The organism is Sulfitobacter sp. JL08, from assembly GCF_003352045.1.
Classification (GTDB): domain Bacteria; phylum Pseudomonadota; class Alphaproteobacteria; order Rhodobacterales; family Rhodobacteraceae; genus JL08.
This window is the reverse complement of the sequence record NZ_CP025815.1, coordinates 2,233,407-2,250,129: the sequence shown is the minus strand read 5'-3', so window position 1 is coordinate 2,250,129 and position 16,723 is coordinate 2,233,407. Positions and strand designations below refer to the sequence as shown.

17 protein-coding genes are annotated in these 16,723 nt (G+C 59.5%); 11 read left to right on the top strand and 6 right to left on the bottom strand.

All coding sequences use genetic code 11. The features are described 5' to 3' along the window. Positions 1-10: 10 nt before the first annotated feature. Together purN and rnd are read left to right on the top strand one after the other, a co-directional pair. A complete protein-coding gene (purN, locus tag C1J05_RS11080) occupies positions 11-562 on the top strand; it encodes a phosphoribosylglycinamide formyltransferase (RefSeq protein ID WP_254684794.1) in 552 nt (183 codons plus the stop codon). A 94-nt stretch (positions 563-656) separates the two neighbouring features. Then, complete coding sequence (rnd, locus tag C1J05_RS11075) at positions 657-1,814, top strand: ribonuclease D (RefSeq protein ID WP_114870302.1); 1,158 nt, start codon at positions 657-659, stop codon at positions 1,812-1,814. Between the two features lie 22 nt (positions 1,815-1,836). On the opposite strand, the gene C1J05_RS11070 is transcribed toward rnd, so the two are convergent. Then, a complete protein-coding gene (locus C1J05_RS11070; protein WP_162798005.1) occupies positions 1,837-2,346 on the bottom strand; it encodes a hypothetical protein in 510 nt (169 codons plus the stop codon). Positions 2,347-2,471: 125 nt separating this feature from the next. Between C1J05_RS11070 and C1J05_RS11065 the strand changes: the two genes are divergently transcribed. Then, entirely contained in the window at positions 2,472-2,879 is a 408-nt protein-coding gene (locus C1J05_RS11065; RefSeq protein WP_114872276.1) for a SufE family protein, read from the top strand. Here the strand turns inward: C1J05_RS11065 and C1J05_RS11060 are convergent. Together C1J05_RS11060 and C1J05_RS11055 are read right to left on the bottom strand one after the other, a co-directional pair. Then, positions 2,876-3,526 carry a DUF1638 domain-containing protein gene (locus tag C1J05_RS11060; RefSeq protein ID WP_114870300.1) on the bottom strand — a complete coding sequence of 217 codons (651 nt, stop codon included), beginning with the start codon at positions 3,524-3,526 and terminating at the stop codon, positions 2,876-2,878. The genes C1J05_RS11065 and C1J05_RS11060 overlap by 4 nt on opposite strands. Positions 3,527-3,603: 77 nt before the next feature. Beyond that, positions 3,604-4,302: a corrinoid protein gene (locus C1J05_RS11055; protein ID WP_114870299.1), complete on the bottom strand. Its 699-nt coding sequence runs from the start codon at positions 4,300-4,302 to the stop codon at positions 3,604-3,606. Between the two features lie 208 nt (positions 4,303-4,510). Here C1J05_RS11055 and C1J05_RS11050 point away from each other — a divergent pair, with 208 nt between their 5' ends. Then, positions 4,511-5,599: a PA0069 family radical SAM protein gene (locus tag C1J05_RS11050; RefSeq protein WP_114872275.1), complete on the top strand. Its 1,089-nt coding sequence runs from the start codon at positions 4,511-4,513 to the stop codon at positions 5,597-5,599. Positions 5,600-5,710: 111 nt separating this feature from the next. Here the strand turns inward: C1J05_RS11050 and bmt are convergent, their stop codons facing one another. Both bmt and C1J05_RS11040 read right to left on the bottom strand, forming a co-directional pair. Further along, positions 5,711-6,727: a betaine--homocysteine S-methyltransferase gene (gene bmt / locus C1J05_RS11045; RefSeq protein WP_114870298.1), complete on the bottom strand. Its 1,017-nt coding sequence runs from the start codon at positions 6,725-6,727 to the stop codon at positions 5,711-5,713. A 205-nt stretch (positions 6,728-6,932) separates the two neighbouring features. Next, positions 6,933-7,256, bottom strand: a complete 324-nt coding sequence (locus C1J05_RS11040) for a DUF1476 domain-containing protein (RefSeq protein ID WP_114870297.1) — start codon at positions 7,254-7,256, stop codon at positions 6,933-6,935. A gap of 160 nt (positions 7,257-7,416) precedes the next feature. Between C1J05_RS11040 and purC the strand changes: the two genes are divergently transcribed. The 6 genes from purC to C1J05_RS11010 all read left to right on the top strand — a co-directional run bounded on the left by purC (position 7,417) and on the right by C1J05_RS11010 (position 15,506). Next, the gene (gene purC / locus C1J05_RS11035) at positions 7,417-8,178 is read left to right on the top strand and encodes a phosphoribosylaminoimidazolesuccinocarboxamide synthase (RefSeq protein ID WP_114870296.1); all 762 of its coding nucleotides are present in this window, start codon (positions 7,417-7,419) and stop codon (positions 8,176-8,178) included. A 62-nt stretch (positions 8,179-8,240) separates the two neighbouring features. After that, a complete protein-coding gene (purS, locus tag C1J05_RS11030; protein WP_114870295.1) occupies positions 8,241-8,471 on the top strand; it encodes a phosphoribosylformylglycinamidine synthase subunit PurS in 231 nt (76 codons plus the stop codon). Beyond that, positions 8,471-9,139, top strand: a complete 669-nt coding sequence (gene purQ / locus C1J05_RS11025; protein ID WP_114870294.1) for a phosphoribosylformylglycinamidine synthase subunit PurQ — start codon at positions 8,471-8,473, stop codon at positions 9,137-9,139. Before purS ends, purQ begins: the two co-directional genes overlap by 1 nt. A gap of 36 nt (positions 9,140-9,175) precedes the next feature. Further along, positions 9,176-10,936, top strand: a complete 1,761-nt coding sequence (locus C1J05_RS11020; protein ID WP_114870293.1) for a sensor histidine kinase — start codon at positions 9,176-9,178, stop codon at positions 10,934-10,936. Between the two features lie 6 nt (positions 10,937-10,942). Beyond that, positions 10,943-12,277: a sigma-54-dependent transcriptional regulator gene (locus tag C1J05_RS11015; RefSeq protein WP_114870292.1), complete on the top strand. Its 1,335-nt coding sequence runs from the start codon at positions 10,943-10,945 to the stop codon at positions 12,275-12,277. Between the two features lie 487 nt (positions 12,278-12,764). Next, positions 12,765-15,506, top strand: coding sequence for an Rne/Rng family ribonuclease (locus C1J05_RS11010; protein WP_114870291.1), 2,742 nt, complete (start codon positions 12,765-12,767; stop codon positions 15,504-15,506). A 73-nt stretch (positions 15,507-15,579) separates the two neighbouring features. Here the strand turns inward: C1J05_RS11010 and C1J05_RS11005 are convergent, their stop codons facing one another. Continuing rightward, on the bottom strand, positions 15,580-15,816 hold the full coding sequence (locus C1J05_RS11005; RefSeq protein ID WP_114870290.1) for a sulfurtransferase TusA family protein: 237 nt from the start codon (positions 15,814-15,816) through the stop codon (positions 15,580-15,582). Between the two features lie 104 nt (positions 15,817-15,920). On the opposite strand from C1J05_RS11005, the gene C1J05_RS11000 reads away from it, so the two are divergent. Further along, a complete protein-coding gene (locus tag C1J05_RS11000; protein ID WP_114870289.1) occupies positions 15,921-16,673 on the top strand; it encodes a cytochrome c biogenesis CcdA family protein in 753 nt (250 codons plus the stop codon). The last annotated feature ends 50 nt before the right edge of the window (positions 16,674-16,723 follow it).

The following is a 16,723-nucleotide window of genomic DNA, read 5'->3' as shown; positions in this document are numbered from 1 at the left end:
CGGATCGAACATGATCCGGCTTGTCCAGTCGATGCAGCGCGACCCCGATCATCCCGCAACGCCCTGTCTTGTGCTGTCCAACAGGGCCGATGCGGGCGGTCTGGCCAAGGCGCGCGCGATGGGGGTGCCCACGGCGGTGGTAGATCACCGCCCGTTTGGCGCGGACCGTCAGGCTTTTGAAACCGAACTGATGATGCCGTTGATGGATGCCAAGCCCGATATCGTCTGTCTGGCGGGATTCATGCGGGTGCTGACCGGTGAATTCGTCGATTACTGGCGCGGCCAGATGCTCAATATCCATCCGTCTCTGCTGCCGAAATACAAGGGTCTGCACACCCATGCCCGCGCTCTGGCGGCAGGGGATCGCGAACACGGCTGCACCGTGCACAGGGTCACGGCCGCGCTGGATGACGGCCCGTTGCTGGGGCAGGCGCATGTGCCCGTACTTCAGGATGATACGCCCGAAACACTGGCCGCCCGCGTGCTTGAGGCCGAACACCAGCTTTATCCGGCTGTCCTGCGCCGGTTCGCGGCGGGCGACACCTCGTTTCTGGACATCTGACGTAACGGCAACACCGCTTTCCATCTGCGGGGCGTATCGCTATGACTGTGGAATTGGGTGTGACCCAACCGATTGAAAAAGAAGACGCTTGTTTATGAAAACCCTGACAACGACCCAAGAGCTTGCCGATTTCTGTGCGCAGGCGCGTACACATCCCTATGTCGCACTCGACACCGAATTTCTGCGCGAACGCACGTATTATTCCAAATTGTGCCTGATCCAGATGGCGATGCCGGGCACCGATGACAGCAATGCCGTTCTGGTCGATCCGCTGGCGGGCGATATGTCGCTTGAACCGCTTTATGATCTGTTTCGCGATACATCTGTGGTCAAGGTGTTTCACGCCGCGCGTCAGGATCTTGAGATTTTCTGGGTCGATGCGCAGGTGTTTCCCGAACCGTTGTTCGACACACAGGTCGCGGCCATGGTCTGCGGCTTTGGCGAACAGGTCGGGTACGAAACGCTGGTGCGCAAGATCGCCAACAAACCGGTTGATAAGACATCCCGTTTTACCGACTGGTCGCGCCGCCCGCTAAGTGATGCACAAAAAACCTATGCGCTGGCCGATGTGACCCATCTGCGCCAGATCTACGAATTTCTGGCTGCCAAACTGGAAGAAACCGGGCGTGCCCGCTGGGTCGCCGAAGAATTGCAGATCCTGACCAATCCCGACACTTATGATATCGCCCCCGTCGAAGCCTGGCGGCGGATCAGAACCCGCACAAACAGCCCGCGGTTTCTTGCGATTGTCCGTGAATTGGCGGCGTTTCGCGAATCCTACGCGCAAAGCCGCGATATCCCGCGGTCCCGCGTTTACAAAGACGATGCGCTTGTTGAACTGGCCTCGACCAAACCGAAAACGATGGAGGATCTGGGGCGTTCGCGTCTGTTGCTGCGCGAAGCGCGCAGAGGCGATATCGCCGATGGTATTCTGGCCGCTGTCGCTGCCGGGCTGGCCTGTCCGCAAGACGGGCTGCCCGAACCCGATCGCAGCCGCGAAAAGCTTCAGGTCAATCCGGCCTTGGCGGATCTGCTGCGCGTTTTGCTGAAGGCCAAGACCGAAAGCGCGGGCGTCGCCGCCAAGCTGATTGCACCCTCTGCCGATCTGGATGCAATCGCTGCAGGACTGCGCGATGTGCCCGCACTGACAGGATGGCGCAACGAGGTGTTCGGAGAAGATGCCTTGCGTCTGTGCGACGGCAAGATCGCCCTGACCGCCAAAGGCAGCGCCATCAAGATCGTACCGCTGTAAGCGACCCGCGCAAGATGCCTGCCTAGCGGCTGGACACTTGCGCGTTTTGCCGGCCTTCGACGCGGATTGAGCGGATACCGGCCAGATCCTGTTCCGTCACACGCCGCGCGACCGTGATTTCGCGGGTTCTTTCCGGTCCGCCCAGCCGCGCACCGGCAGGCAGATTGATGTCAAAGCGAAAGGTCAGAACCCCGCTTGACGTGGTTGCTTCGTCGATCATCGGAAACAGGAATGCATTATAGCCGCCCTGGTATTGCGACACGCCGGTCGCGCGGATGATGGCCCCGCCGGGAATGCGTTCGATCTTGAGTTCGGTGATCGTATCGATGGGTGTACCGGAATAGACATATTCGGCTTCGCGCCGGGTGCGCCTTGTGTCGGGGACCAGCGGGTTGCTCGTGCCGTCACTGGCCTCGACCGGTACAGACCGGCCGCCACCGAACCAGTTGAACGGGTTCCATCCGGAATCGGAAAATCCGCAACCGCCCAGCAAGGATGCGACGATCACAAGCGTTGTCATTGGTCTGCGCATGGGTACTGCCCCTTTCGTCTTTGTCCATCGGGTTATCGCATCTGCATCCACTTGAAAAGCGCGAAGGCAGGTCTGGACGTTTGCGCCCCCGCGCCTTACCTGTCACGCAGACGAAAGGGCAGGTTATGGCGACGCAGGCATTTGAAGATATTGTCGAAGATTTCGAATACCTTGAGGACTGGGAAGACCGGTACCGCTATGTGATCGAACAGGGCAAGGCGATGGATCCTTTGGCGGATGCGCTTAAGGTGCCGGCTACCAAGGTGGACGGGTGCGCCAGCCAGGTCTGGCTGCATCCCGTCGTGGAAAACGGTGTGTTCCGGTTTGATGGCGAAAGCGACGCGATGATCGTGCGCGGGCTGATTGCCGTATTGCGCGCGCTTTATAACGGATTGCCGGTGGCTGAAGTCGCGCAGGTTGACGCGCGCACTGAAATGGCGCGGCTGGGTCTGAATGATCATCTCTCAGCGCAGAGATCGAACGGTTTGCGCGCGATGATCGAACGTATTCAACAGGTTGCCGCTGCGTCCTAATCCTTTTCGGCCGCGACATCCGACAGGGTTGTCGCCAGATCGCCATAGCCGGTATAGCGCCGTTCGAATTCCAGACCCAACCGGTCGGCATAGGATTTGGCGCGCGCGGTCAGTGCTGGATCATCGGTTTGCGCCTGATAAACCAGCTTGGTGTAATGGCCGAAATACATGTCTACCAGTTCGGGGTGGCGATCCATGCCCAAAGGTTTCCAGATAAAGGCATCGAATTGCCGGGCCAGAAAATCCGTCAGGTAAAAGGCCGTTATCTCACTTTCGCTTTGTTTCGCAAACCGTTCATTTCCTTCGAAAAAACTGTAGCAGTGCGGGCCGGATACCATTTTCACGCCCATGTCATCGCAGGCGGCCTGAAGATGGCCGCCGGTGCCGCAATCCGCATAGACGACAAAGATATCGGAATAGGCGTTACGGTGCTTTTCCACCGCCTTGCGCACGGCATCGGTGATTTTTTCGGGATGGTTGTGCAGAATCGCCGGCAGACAGGTCAGGTCCAGATGATCCCATGCGTTTTGTGTCTTGAGATCAAGGATCTCGCGCGCCAGCGCGCCACAGGCGACCAGCAGGATGCGGCCCTTGGGCCGGGCCAGTGGCAGGCCCTTTTCGGTCAGGGTTTTGTCGCTCAGATCCACCTGTTCACCCTTTATTCAAACAAACGGCCCGCTCCGGTATGCCGGAACGGGCCGCAAAAAGCGTCTGTTTTTGCCCGTCAGGCTTTGGCCGAATTGTGTTTGCGGCCCATCCATTCCTTGGCGGTTTCCACGGCTACGGCCGCATCGCGGCAATAGGCGTCAGCGCCGATCGCCTTTGAAAACTCTTCGTTCAGGGGGGCGCCACCAACCAGAACAATATAGTCCTCGCGCTTGCCCTGTTCCACCAGCGTATCAATCACAACCTTCATATAGGGCATCGTGGTTGTCAGCAGGGCGGACATGCCCAGAATGTCGGGGCCTTCGTTTTCCAGCGCTTCCAGATAGTTTTCGACCGGATTGTTGATCCCCAGATCGACGACTTCGAAACCCGCGCCTTCCATCATCATGCCGACAAGGTTCTTGCCGATATCGTGGATGTCGCCCTTGACCGTGCCGATCACCATCTTGCCCACGCGGGGCGCGCCGGTTTCGGCAAGCAGCGGTTTCAGGATGGCCATGCCGCCCTTCATCGCGTTCGCAGCCAGCAGAACCTCGGGGACAAACAGGATGCCGTCGCGGAAATCCGCGCCCACGATGGTCATACCGCCGACCAGCGCCTTGGTCAGGATGTCATAGGGTTCCCACTTGCGCTCAAGCAGAATGTTCACACCTTCTTCGATTTCTTCGCGCAGACCGTCATACAGGTCGTCAAACATCTGCTGGACCAGTTCTTCGTCGTCCAGCTCTGACAGGATGATGTCGTCTTCGTCTGACATGGGGCATTCCCTTAATGTTCGCGCACGCAGCGCGGCGTTTAGTGTTCTGCCCGTTTTGGCATTTTGTCACAGTTCCACTTTGCGAATTGCGACATGGCTGGCGCTGCAACCGACCGAATGCCTGCCAAAACGTTCTTTTTTGGCAGGCATGTGGCCGGAAGCGCGCAGTTTTTCTGGCAAATGTTCCCGTAATGTTCTAAATGAGGGCATGACCACAGGTTCCAGTCGCTTTGACCCGAAACATCGCGCGAAAGGACGCGCCGCTGCCAGCAATGTCACTGGCCGATTCGAGCGTTTTCAGCACGTTGCCGAAGATGATGGCTGGGATCTGGCCGAAGAAATGCCGGTGTTGCGCACCCATGTCAGCATCGAAGACCCGCGACGGGTGATTACCTATAACCGGTCGCCCGATCTGCCGTTTGATCGGTCCGTCAACCCGTATCGCGGCTGCGAACATGGCTGCATCTACTGCTTTGCGCGCCCCAGCCACGCCTATCTGGGGATGTCACCGGGTCTGGATTTTGAAACGCGGCTTGTGGCAAAAAAGGATGCGGCGCAGCGGCTTGATGCCGAATTGCGTGCGCGCGGTTACCGCGTGGCCCCGATTGCCTTTGGCACCAACACTGATCCCTACCAGCCGATCGAGAAAAATCACGGTATCATGCGGGATTGTCTGATTGTGTTAAAGCGGTTCCGCCATCCGGTCGCGATTGTGACCAAAGGTACGCTGATCGAACGCGATATTGATATTCTGGCTGAACTGGCAGCGGACGGTCTGGTACGGGTGGGCATTTCTGTGACCACTCTGGATACGCGCCTGTCGCGCTTGATGGAACCGCGCGTGCCCGCCCCGGCGCGTCGTCTGAAGGTGATCGAACGCCTGTCGCGGGCCGGAGTACCTGTCCGGCTGATGGTGTCGCCTGTCGTTCCGGCCCTGACCGATCCCGAGCTTGAAGCGATCCTGAGTGCGGGGCGCAGTGCCGGTGCGACCAGCGCCAGCTGGATCATGCTGCGCCTTCCGCGCGAGGTGTCGCCGCTATGGCAGTATTGGCTGGCCGAGCATTATCCCGACCGCGCGGACCGTATCATGGCGCGGGTGCGCGAAATGCATGGCGGCGCCGATTACGACGCGCGCTGGGGCCACCGGATGCGCGGCGAGGGCGCCTATGCTGAGATGGTGGCGCAACGGTTCAAACTGGCCAGCCGCCGTTTGGGGCTGCATCACAAACAGCCCGAACTGCGCTGCGATCTGTTTCGGGTTCCGGCCAGAGCTGGGGATCAGTTAACGCTGCTTTGATCTGAAAAACACACCATTTACAGTCGGTTAAGGTGCATGATTCGGCTGAGCGATATCAAGGCATTGGCGTTTTTTGTTTCGCATGCGAAAGCGGCCCGTATCAGGCCCGTATCAGGCCCGTGCGCGGCCGCGGCGGGTGCGGCGCGGTGCGGGTTCATCATCACCGGTGCCATCGCTGGCCGATGAAAACGCGCCAAGCGCGGCGGTGATCTGATCCAGCGTCGGGCGTGCGTCGCGCGGGCGGGTGTCCAGCGCATCGCGCATGTGGCGCAAATGGTCGGGCATCGTGCCGCAACAGCCACCGATGATCTTGGCACCGCAATCACGCGCCATCACCGCATAATCGCCCATCAACTCCGGTGTGCCATCATAATGGATGTGTCCGTCAACATACTTCGGGATGCCGGCATTGCCCTTGGCGATGATCGGGCGTTCGGTGCCCTGGGCCGCAAAACCCAGCACCGTGCGCAACAGATCGGATGCGCCGGTGCCGCAATTGGCGCCAAATCCCAATGGCGGGTTGGGCAGTTTTTCGACCATCTTCACCATGTCGGCGGATGTCACGCCCATCATCGTGCGCCCTGCGGTGTCAAAGCTCATCGTGCCGCACCAGTCCATTCCGGCCAGCGCAAAGCCTTCGGCGGCGGCGCGGTATTCTTCGGGCGCGGAAATGGTTTCCAGCCACAACACATCGGCACCGCCTTCTTTCAGGCCGTCTGCCTGTTCGTGAAACATTTCAACGGCGTTTGCGTGGCTTAGCGTGCCGACGGGTTCCATGATGTCGCCGGTCGGTCCGACCGAACCCGCCACAATCACCCTGCGGCCGGATTTGTCGGCGACCTCGCGCCCGATTTCGGCGGCGATGCGTGACAGTTCATGGGCGCGCTTTTCGGCGCCATGCAGTTTCAGACGGGAAGCGTTGCCGCCAAAGGAATTGGTCAGAAACAGATCGCTGCCCGCATCCACAGCCCCCTGATAAAGCGCGGCAATGCGATCGGGGTGTTCATCGTTCCACATTTCGGGCGCATCACCAGACATCAGGCCCATGTTGAACAGATTGGTGCCGGTTGCCCCATCTGCCAGAATGACGTCATAGGTGGCCAACATGTCGCGAAAAGCAGAAGTCATTGGGATGTTCCGGTTTTGAGGGTTTCACAGCCCGGGTGCGCCGCGCTTTCGCGCGGTGTGCCATGTCTGCCCGCATGAGGCAAATTCATAATATTCATGATAATCATGAGGCGGGCGGCAGAACGCGTGGCGTTACAAGGTGATCCGGCCTGCGCGCGGATCACCCGTTTTGCAACGTTTTGCCGAACTGCGCGGCAGGGCGGGATCAGTCTTTGGAGACTTCCGTCATGATCTGGGCCTTGGCTTCGGCCATCAGCTTGGCCATCTGCGCGCGGATCGTCGCTTCGTCTGCCTTGTCCCCCAGATCACCAGAGACTTTGCGAAAGACATCCTCGTGTCCGGCCTCTTCGAAATCGGACTTCACGACCTCTTTGGCGTAATTGGCGGCGGCCTCGCCGGACAGACCCATCAATTCGGCGGCCCACAGACCCAGCAATTTGTTGCGCCGCGCATCGGCCTTGAACTGCATATCGGCGTCATGGGCGTATTTGGCTTCAAATGCGTTTTCGCGTTCGTCGAATGTGGTCATTTCTGGCTTCCTGAAACTGAAGATAAGTTCCTTATAGATATGCAGTCCCTTGGCCGTGTGCGCAAGAGGGCGCGGCCCGCTTGCGACACCGGGTCCCTTGGACTATGAGACTGACAAAGGCGCCGGGGAGTCGGCCCGCCCCATGAACAGGATATTCAATATGGCCCGCCGCAAGAAAATCTACGAAGGCAAAGCCAAGATTTTGTATGAAGGCCCGGAACCGGGCACGATCGTGCAATATTTCAAGGATGACGCCACCGCATTCAATGCGGAAAAGAAAGATGTGTTCGAAGGCAAGGGCGTGCTGAACAACCGCCTGTCAGAATTTTTCATGACCGGTCTGACCAATATCGGGGTGCCGACGCATTTCATCAAACGGCTGAACATGCGCGAACAACTGGTGCGCAGCTGCGAAATCATTCCGCTGGAAGTGATCGTGCGCAATTACGCCGCCGGCAGCCTGTCCAAACGGCTGGGCATCGAGGAAGGCACTGCACTGCCGCGCCCGATCGTCGAATATTGCTACAAGGATGACAGTCTGGGTGATCCTCTGGTGACCGAGGAACATATTGCCGCCTTTGGCTGGGCCAGCCAGCAGGACATGGACGATATCCTGAGCCTGGCGCTGCGGGTCAATGATTTCCTGTCCGGCGTGATGATGGCGGTCGGTATCCGCCTTGTGGATTTCAAGATCGAGATCGGGCGGGTTTACGACGGCGATTTCCAGCGTCTGGTGATTGCGGACGAGATCAGCCCAGACAGTTGCCGCCTGTGGGATCTGGAAACCGGCCAGAAGCTGGACAAGGATGTGTTCCGCCGCGATCTGGGCAATCTGACCGATGCCTATACCGAAGTGGCACGCCGGTTGGGGGTGATGCCGAAAACATCGACACCGATCACCAAACCGACGCTGATCAACTAGGCCGGCGTTCGGCATTCGAGTATTTTTGGACAAATGAAGCTGCAAAGGGTCCGGGGGAACAGATGAAGGCAAGAGTGCACGTGATGCTGAAGAACGGGGTTCTGGATCCGCAGGGCGAGGCGGTACGCCACGCGCTGGGGGCGATGGGATTTGCCGGTGTGAACAAGGTGCGTCAGGGCAAGGTGATCGAACTGGATCTGGCCGAGGGCACCGGCGAGGACGATATCAGGCAGATGTGCGAGCGTCTGCTGGCCAATACGGTGATCGAATCCTACCGGATCGAGGTGTTGTGATGCACGCGGCGGTTGTCGTTTTCCCCGGATCGAACTGTGACCGCGATCTGGCGGTGGCCTTTGAGAAGGCCGGTGCGAAGGTCAGCATGGTCTGGCACAAGGACACGGCCCTGCCGCAGGGGGTGGATATTGTCGGCATTCCGGGCGGGTTTTCCTATGGGGATTATCTGCGCTGTGGCGCGATTGCCGCGAACTCTCCGATTTGCCGGTCGGTGGCGGATCATGCGGGGCGGGGCGGCTATGTGATGGGCATCTGCAACGGATTTCAGGTACTGACCGAAACCGGTTTGCTGCCGGGCGCGCTGCTGCGCAATGCGGGTCTGAAATATATATGCAAAACCATAGGGTTGCGGGTTGCAACATCGCAATCCGCCTATACGCAAGGTTATAATGCAGGCGATGTGATCAACATCCCGATTGCGCATCATGACGGCAATTTTTTCGCTGATGCCGAAACCATTACCCGCTTGCAGGGCGAAGACCGGATCGCGTTTTCCTATACCGATAACCCCAACGGTTCGGTGGCCGATATCGCCGGCATCCTGTCGGAAAACCGGCGTGTACTGGGGATGATGCCGCATCCGGAACGGGCGGCGGATGCGGGCCATGGCGGCACTGACGGGGCGGCGCTCTTTCGCGCATTGGCGGGGGCGCTGGTGACAGCGTGACTTGAGCCTGTGGCACGGGGCGCGTAGTTTGGCCCTATGGCCAACCTTTTGAACATTGCGCCCAAGCGGCAGGCAGCCCCGATCAGCTGGCGGGTGCGCCTGGCTTTGGTGCTGTTGCTGGTGGTGGCGGTGGCGACGGTCTGGGTCACGAACCATCTGCTGACCGAACGCTTTACCGAAAGTACCAAGAACCGGGCCGAACTGCGGCTGGCGCTGTACAGCGGCAACCTGCTGAGCGAATTGCGCCGTAATTCGATTGTGCCACAGCTTCTGGCGCGCGATCCGACATTGATTGCGGCGCTGGAATCCGAAGATTTCAGCCTGTCAACGCAGCGGCTGATTTCCTTTGTCGAAGAAATTGGCGCGGAATCCCTGATGCTGCTGGATGGCAGCGGCCGCACCGTGGCAGCGACCGACCGCAACAGGCTGGGATCGCAACATCGCACAGAGCCTTATTACGTCGATGCGATCCGGTCCAATGCAACGGTGTTTTCCGTGATCCCGCGCGAAAGCGGCGGCTACCGGTTTACCTATTCGCGCCGCATTGAAAGCGGTGCGGCAGTTCTGGGCGTGATCGTGGTCGAGGTGGATCTGCAGAAATTCGAACGGGCCTGGGCGGGCATTTCGGACGCGGTGCTTGTGACGGACAGCGAAGGCACCATCATTCTGGCGACCGAACCGCGATGGCGTGGCCGGATCGAGGGCGAGGCTCTGGCGCAGCAGACGCCGCAGGGCGCGATCCAACGCGCGATACAGGCCACCGCCGACTGGACGGCGCTTCCTGCCGATACCTATCTGCAGGGTGAAGCGGTGATGCGGCTTGAAACACGTATTCCGTTTCGCGGCTGGCGCATGGCGTCGTTCACCACCTATGCATCGGTGCGCGAACGGGTGAACGGGGTTCTGGCGCTTGAAATCATGGGATTCGCAATCTTGCTGGCGCTGGCGTTTTATGCGCTCAGCCGCAAGAACGCCTTGCGCATGGCGCTGTTCCAGCGCGAGTCGGCGGAGCTTCGCGCACTGAATGCAAGACTGCAGCGGGAAATCGCCGAACGCGAGCGGGTGCAGGAATCGCTTTCGGTGGCGGAACAAACGCTGGCTCAAAGCTCTAAACTTGCTGCTTTGGGCGAGATGTCGGCGGCGGTCAGCCATGAATTGAACCAGCCGCTGGCGGCGATGAAAACATATCTGGCCGGGGCGCGGTTGCTGCTGCGGCGCAACCGCCCGGACGAGGCGATGTCGTCTTTTGGGCGGATCGATGATCTGATCGAGCGTATGGGGGGTATTACCCGCCAGCTGAAATCCTATGCGCGCAAGGGATCCGAGACATTTTCCCCTGTGGATATGGGGCTTGCGCTGAATTCGGCGCTGTCGATGATGGAGCCGCAGCTGAAATCACGCCAGGTCGAGATCAACCGGATTTTGCCTGATGCGCCTGTGCGGGTCATGGGTGATCAGATGCGGATTGAACAGGTGATGGTCAATCTGTTGCGCAATGCGCTGGACGCGACCAAATCGGTTCCGAACCCGCAGGTTGATATCATCCTGACGGCGGGCCGTGTCGCCAGCCTGACGGTGCGTGACAACGGCCCCGGAATCGAGGATCTGGACGCCCTGTTCGAGCCATTCTACACGACCAAGCAGGCGGGCGACGGCGTGGGGCTGGGGCTTGCCATTTCCTCGGGGATCGTAAACGACCTTGGCGGACGCCTGATGGCCCGCAACGGTCGGAAAGGGGGGGCGGTGTTTGAAATGCAACTGCCCCTGTTGGAAGAAGAAATTGAAGCAGCGGAGTGACCGGTGATGGCACAAGCGATGAAAATTGCGATTGTTGATGATGAACAGGATATGCGCCAGTCGATCAGCCAGTGGCTGGCCCTGTCGGGATATGACACTGAAACATTCGCCAGCGCCGAAGACGCGCTGAAGGTTCTGGGGCCGGATTATCCGGGCATCGTGATTTCCGATATCAAGATGCCGGGCATGGACGGAATGCAGTTTCTGAAGAAGCTGATGGGCAATGACAGCGCACTGCCGGTGATCATGATCACCGGGCACGGCGATGTGCCGATGGCGGTCGAGGCAATGCGCGTGGGCGCGTTCGATTTTCTGGAAAAACCATTCAACCCCGACCGTATGTCGGCGCTGGCGAAAAAAGCCACCGGCGCGCGTCGTCTGGTGATGGACAACCGCGCCCTGCGGCGCGAGTTGAGCGACGGCACCCAGCTGATGAAAAAGCTGATTGGTGCGGCACCGGTTATGGAACGTCTGAAAGAGGATATTCTGGATCTGGGGCAGGCGGATGGCCATGTTCTGATTGATGGCGAAACCGGCACCGGAAAAACGCTGGTGGCACATGCGCTGCATGCCGTGGGCAGCCGCGCAGGCAAGAAGTTTGTACTAGTCAGTTGCGCCGCGCTGGAGCCCGACGCGCTGGCCAAGCGCCTGTTTGGCCCGATGCAGCCCGAAGATGCGCAATTGCCCGCAATCGAGGAAGCGCGCGGCGGTACGCTGGTGCTGGAAGATATCGAGGCGCTGCCCGAAACACTGCAAGCCAAATTATTGAGTGTGATCAACGAGCAGGGCACACCGGCCGAAACCCGTATCGTTGCGATCAGCAACCTTCAGGAACAGAACCGGACCTGCGAGGATGTCTTGCGCCCCGATCTGTTTTACCGTCTGGCCGCGTTGCGCATCACCGTGCCGCCGCTGCGCCAGCGGGGCGAGGATATTCTGACGCTGTTCACCCGCCTGAGCGAACAGTTTGCCGAAGAATACGGTTGCGATACACCCAAGGTCAGCGCGCAAGAGGCGGCACAGTTGCTGCAGGCGCCATGGCCGGGCAATGTGCGCCAGCTGATCAATGTGGCGGAACGGTCTGTCCTGCAATCGCGCCGTGGCAGCGGAACAATTGCGTCGCTGCTGATGTCCGATCACGAGGATATGCAGCCGGTTATGACCACCGAAGGCAAGCCGCTGAAGGAATATGTCGAGGCATTCGAGCGGATGCTGATCGACAACACGATGCGGCGCCACAAGGGATCGATTGCTGCGGTGATGGACGAATTGTGCCTGCCGCGGCGTACGCTGAACGAAAAGATGGCCAAGTATGGCCTGCAGCGGTCTGACTATCTGTAAGACACGCACAGGCTGAGAAATCGCGAGATATCCCGCCAAACGGACAGGTTTGGCGGGTCTTGCACGAAATGTGGGGCCTCATTTCGCATTGCGGGCACATTGCCCATTGTCATTCTTCTTTTGCTGGCTTTATTGTAACAGAGACATGGCAACGCGATTTTGCGCGTGTGTCATGCGATGAGATTCGCTGTTTCGGGGCCTTGCTGGCGATATGCCGCCCAAGACCGACGCAGACCGATAGGGCCCGTAAGGGGCCGATGAAATGCCTGAACGTCTAACAGGATGAACAGGAAATAAACGGGTGCTGGCCCGAACAGGTCAAGCATCGGAGAAGAAACGCGATGAAGCGCGCGGACGTATTGAGACACAGAGCAGGGGCCCTTTCGGGCGCCGCCTGTCGCGCGCCTGTTTTCGCCCGAACAAGTCACCTTCCCCAGTGCAGTGATCCCCCGGGATCAGGGCCTGGGCCAAGGTGCAATTGGACAACATGGCTAAGAAAATGCTTATCGACGCCACCCACGCCGAGGAAACGCGCGTGGTTGTGGTGGATGGAAACAAGGTCGAGGAATTCGATTTTGAATCCGAAAACAAACGCCAGCTTGCTGGCAATATCTATCTAGCAAAAGTTACGCGGGTCGAACCGTCGCTTCAGGCGGCGTTTGTGGATTACGGCGGAAACCGGCACGGTTTTCTGGCGTTTTCGGAAATCCACCCCGATTACTATCAGATACCCGTCGCCGACCGCGAGGTGCTGATGGCCGAAGAACAGGCCTATGCGGACAGCCTTAAGGCGCGTGAAGACGAAGACGAAGACGAAAAACCGAAATCCCGCAGTCGCGGGCGCAGCCGCAGCCGATCCAAGGCCGAAGCGGTCAGTTCCAAGGACGCCGTTGAAACGCAGGACGTGGACGGCGAAATCTCGGGCATGGAAACCATTGATCTGGGCGATGACGATCTGGAAGGATCGTCGCCCATGGAAACGGTGGCCGAAACCCCGGTGGACACACCAAGTGCCGAAGAAGAGACGACAGACGAAACAGGCGATGACGCTGCAGATGTCGAACAGGCAGACGCCGGCCAGGCAGATGGCGGCGATGATGACGATGACAGCCCGGCAAAGGGGGCGAGTGCCGCCGCCAAGGATGACAGCATCGAATCCGTAGCGGACGAAGATGACATCGAAGATATCCGCCCGCCGCGCAAACCGCGCCCGCGCAGATACAAAATTCAGGAAGTGATCAAGGTACGCCAGATTTTGCTGGTGCAGGTCGTCAAGGAAGAGCGTGGCAACAAGGGCGCGGCGCTGACGACATATCTTTCGCTGGCTGGCCGGTATTGCGTGCTGATGCCCAACACGGCACGTGGTGGTGGCATTTCGCGCAAGATCACCAATGCAGCCGACCGCAAGAAACTGAAAGAGATCGCACAGGAAATCGAAGTGCCCAAGGGCGCGGGACTGATCGTGCGCACCGCCGGTGCCAAACGCACCAAGCCCGAAATCAAGCGCGATTACGAATATCTGCAACGGTTGTGGGAACAGATCCGCGAACTGACGCTGAAATCGATCGCGCCCGCCAAGATCTATGAGGAAGGCGACCTGATCAAACGGTCGATCCGTGATCTTTACAACCGTGACATCGATGAAATTCTGGTGGAAGGCGAACGCGGTTACCGCATCGCCAAGGATTTCATGAAAATGATCATGCCATCGCACGCGGTGAACGTGAAACAGTATCGCGAAAGCCTGCCGCTGTTTGCCCGTTTCCAGGTCGAAACCTATCTGGCCGGCATGTTCAACCCGACGGTGCAGTTGAAATCGGGCGGTTACATCGTGATCGGAGTGACCGAAGCGCTGGTGGCGATCGACGTCAACTCGGGGCGGGCCACCAAGGAAGGTTCGATCGAAGAGACCGCGACCAAGACCAACCTTGAGGCCGCCGATGAAGTGGCGCGCCAGTTGCGCCTGCGCGACCTTGCCGGACTGATCGTGATCGATTTCATCGACATGGACGAACGCAAGAACAATGCCGCTGTTGAAAAGCGTATGAAGGACCGGTTGAAAACCGACCGTGCGCGTATTCAGGTGGGCCGTATTTCCGGTTTCGGCCTGATGGAAATGTCGCGCCAGCGCCTGCGCCCCGGCATGATCGAGGCAACGACACAGCCCTGTGCCGCCTGTCATGGCACCGGTCTGATCCGGTCGGACGACAACCTTGCGCTGTCGATCCTGCGCCAGATCGAAGAAGAAGGCACCCGCCGCCGCTCGCGCGAGGTGCTGGTCAAGGCACCGGTCGGCATTGCCAATTTCCTGATGAACCAGAAACGCGAACACATTGCCCAGATCGAGGCCCGCTATGGCCTGTCTGTGCGGGTTGAGGGCGATCCGCATCTGGTCAGCCCTGATTTCGCGTTGGAAAAATTCAAGACGGCCACCCGTGTTGTGCCCGCTGCATCTGCTCATGTGGTGTCGGTGGATACATCGATCATGGATCAGATCGACGAAGACGAAGCGCAAAGCGAGGCCGCCGCAAAGGCACAGGATGACGTGCAAACGCAGGATGGCAATGGCGAAGGCGATGGCAAACCCAAGCGCAAACGTCGGCGCAGATCGCGGCGGCGTGGCGGCAGCAAGAACAATGGCGAGGGATACACCAACGGTGCGTCCGCAGATGGCGACAGCGATGTGACCGAAGAGGGCGACGCTACGCCGGCACAAGCGGAAACCGTGACGGCCAAGGACGCATCCGCTGATGCAGACGCGCCGGCGCCCGAAGAAGATGACAAGGCCGAGGACGCCCCTGCTCCGAAGAAGAAAACAACGCGCACACGGTCGACGACAAGCAAGGCCAAGGGCAAATCTGCAGCCGCCAAAAAGGCCGAGGCCGAAGCCGAAGCTGCACCGGCTGCTGCCGAACAGGCCGATGCGACCGAGGTGAAGGCAGAAGACGCCGAAGCCGCCCCGGCCAAGCCGAAACGCACCCGCAAACCTGCGGCACCGCGGGCCAAAAAGCCGAAAGCCGATGCAGAACCGGACGCGTCGGTCAATGACGCGGCCAAGGCGCAACCGGTTGATGCCGCTCCTGCGCCCGAATCCAAGGCCGCACAGGCCCCGACACCGGCCCCCGCAGCAAAACCCGCACCCGAACCGGTGCCGGAACCTGTCGGACCGGTCGCGTCAAGTGAACCGGCCAAGCCAAAGCGCAAAGGCTGGTGGTCACTGGGCAAGTGATCCGGAATTGACGATGATACAGAATTTGGGCAGGCCGCTGGTCTGCCCTTTTTCGTAGCTGGGGCGCAAAAGCCTAGCTGCCGGATTTCCGGATCAGATAGGTCTGGACCCCATCGGCATCGGTGGTGTCGAGCAGGGTATGGCCCGATTCCAGGCAATAATGCGGCACATCGACCACGGCGGCGGGATCATCGGCCCGCAATGCCAGAACTGCGCCCGCAGGCAGGGATTTCAGCCGTTTGCGGGCCTTGAGTACGGGCAGGGGGCACAGCAATCCGGTGGCGTCTAGATGATCGGTGATCTGGGTCATGGTCCCCAGATAAGCGGGATGTTACATCCTGTCCACACAGATGTGACCGCATGCGATGCGACAGGGGCGTGACGCCGTGCGCGGTGTCGCGTAAGGGACGGAATATGTTTGGAATTGACATCATAGACGCCGGGCTTTTGCCGGGAATGATCGTGGCGCTGACAGCCGGGATCATCAGCTTTCTGTCGCCCTGCGTGCTGCCCATCGTGCCGCCCTATCTGGCCTATATGAGCGGGGTCAGCCTGAACGAGATCGAAGGGTCGCAAGCCGCACGGCGCAAGGCGGTTTTGGCGGCGTTGTGTTTTGTTCTGGGCCTGTCGACGGTGTTTTTGTTCCTGGGCTTTACCGCGTCGGCGTTCGGGGCGTTTTTCCTGCAAAACCAACAGCTTTTCGCGCAGATTTCAGGCGTGGTTGTGATTATCTTCGGGGCGCATTTTCTGGGTATTTTCCGCATTCCCTTTCTGGACCGCGAGGCGCGGATTGAAGCCGGTGATCACGGCGGCACATCGTTCGGCGCCTATATTCTGGGGCTGGCCTTTGCCTTTGGCTGGACACCGTGCATCGGGCCGCAGCTTGGCGCGATCCTGTCGCTTGCCGCATCCGAGGCTTCGGTGGCGCGCGGCACCATGTTGCTGGGCATCTATGCGCTGGGTCTGGGCCTGCCGTTCTTGCTGGCGGCAATGTTCCTGACCCGCGCGATGGGCGTGATGAACCGGCTAAAGCCGCATATGAAGCTGATCGAACGGATGATGGGTGTGTTGCTGATCCTTGTCGGTCTGGCGCTGGTCACCGGGGCATTCAGTTCGTTTTCCTATTGGTTGCTGGAACGCTTCCCTGCCTTGGCGACGCTTGGATAGAGCCTTACTCTTGCCGGAAAATCGCGCTAGCCTTGCGCCAGAGCGAGGAG

Excerpts from the sequence above, each read along its gene's own strand:
- C1J05_RS11040 (WP_114870297.1), bottom strand. The coding sequence starts at position 7,256 with ATGACCACATTCGACGAACGCGAAAACGCATTTGAAGCCAAATACGCC.
- purQ (WP_114870294.1), top strand. The coding sequence starts at position 8,471 with ATGCACGCGGCGGTTGTCGTTTTCCCCGGATCGAACTGTGACCGCGAT.
- rnd (WP_114870302.1), top strand. The coding sequence starts at position 657 with ATGAAAACCCTGACAACGACCCAAGAGCTTGCCGATTTCTGTGCGCAG.
- C1J05_RS11065 (WP_114872276.1), top strand. The coding sequence starts at position 2,472 with ATGGCGACGCAGGCATTTGAAGATATTGTCGAAGATTTCGAATACCTT.
- purS (WP_114870295.1), top strand. The coding sequence starts at position 8,241 with ATGAAGGCAAGAGTGCACGTGATGCTGAAGAACGGGGTTCTGGATCCG.
- C1J05_RS11050 (WP_114872275.1), top strand. The coding sequence starts at position 4,511 with ATGACCACAGGTTCCAGTCGCTTTGACCCGAAACATCGCGCGAAAGGA.
- C1J05_RS11015 (WP_114870292.1), top strand. The coding sequence starts at position 10,943 with ATGGCACAAGCGATGAAAATTGCGATTGTTGATGATGAACAGGATATG.
- C1J05_RS11005 (WP_114870290.1), bottom strand. The coding sequence starts at position 15,816 with ATGACCCAGATCACCGATCATCTAGACGCCACCGGATTGCTGTGCCCC.
- purN (WP_254684794.1), top strand. The coding sequence starts at position 11 with ATGATCCGGCTTGTCCAGTCGATGCAGCGCGACCCCGATCATCCCGCA.
- bmt (WP_114870298.1), bottom strand. The coding sequence starts at position 6,727 with ATGACTTCTGCTTTTCGCGACATGTTGGCCACCTATGACGTCATTCTG.
- C1J05_RS11055 (WP_114870299.1), bottom strand. The coding sequence starts at position 4,302 with ATGTCAGACGAAGACGACATCATCCTGTCAGAGCTGGACGACGAAGAA.
- purC (WP_114870296.1), top strand. The coding sequence starts at position 7,417 with ATGGCCCGCCGCAAGAAAATCTACGAAGGCAAAGCCAAGATTTTGTAT.
- C1J05_RS11070 (WP_162798005.1), bottom strand. The coding sequence starts at position 2,346 with ATGCGCAGACCAATGACAACGCTTGTGATCGTCGCATCCTTGCTGGGC.
- C1J05_RS11000 (WP_114870289.1), top strand. The coding sequence starts at position 15,921 with ATGTTTGGAATTGACATCATAGACGCCGGGCTTTTGCCGGGAATGATC.
- C1J05_RS11020 (WP_114870293.1), top strand. The coding sequence starts at position 9,176 with ATGGCCAACCTTTTGAACATTGCGCCCAAGCGGCAGGCAGCCCCGATC.
- C1J05_RS11010 (WP_114870291.1), top strand. The coding sequence starts at position 12,765 with ATGGCTAAGAAAATGCTTATCGACGCCACCCACGCCGAGGAAACGCGC.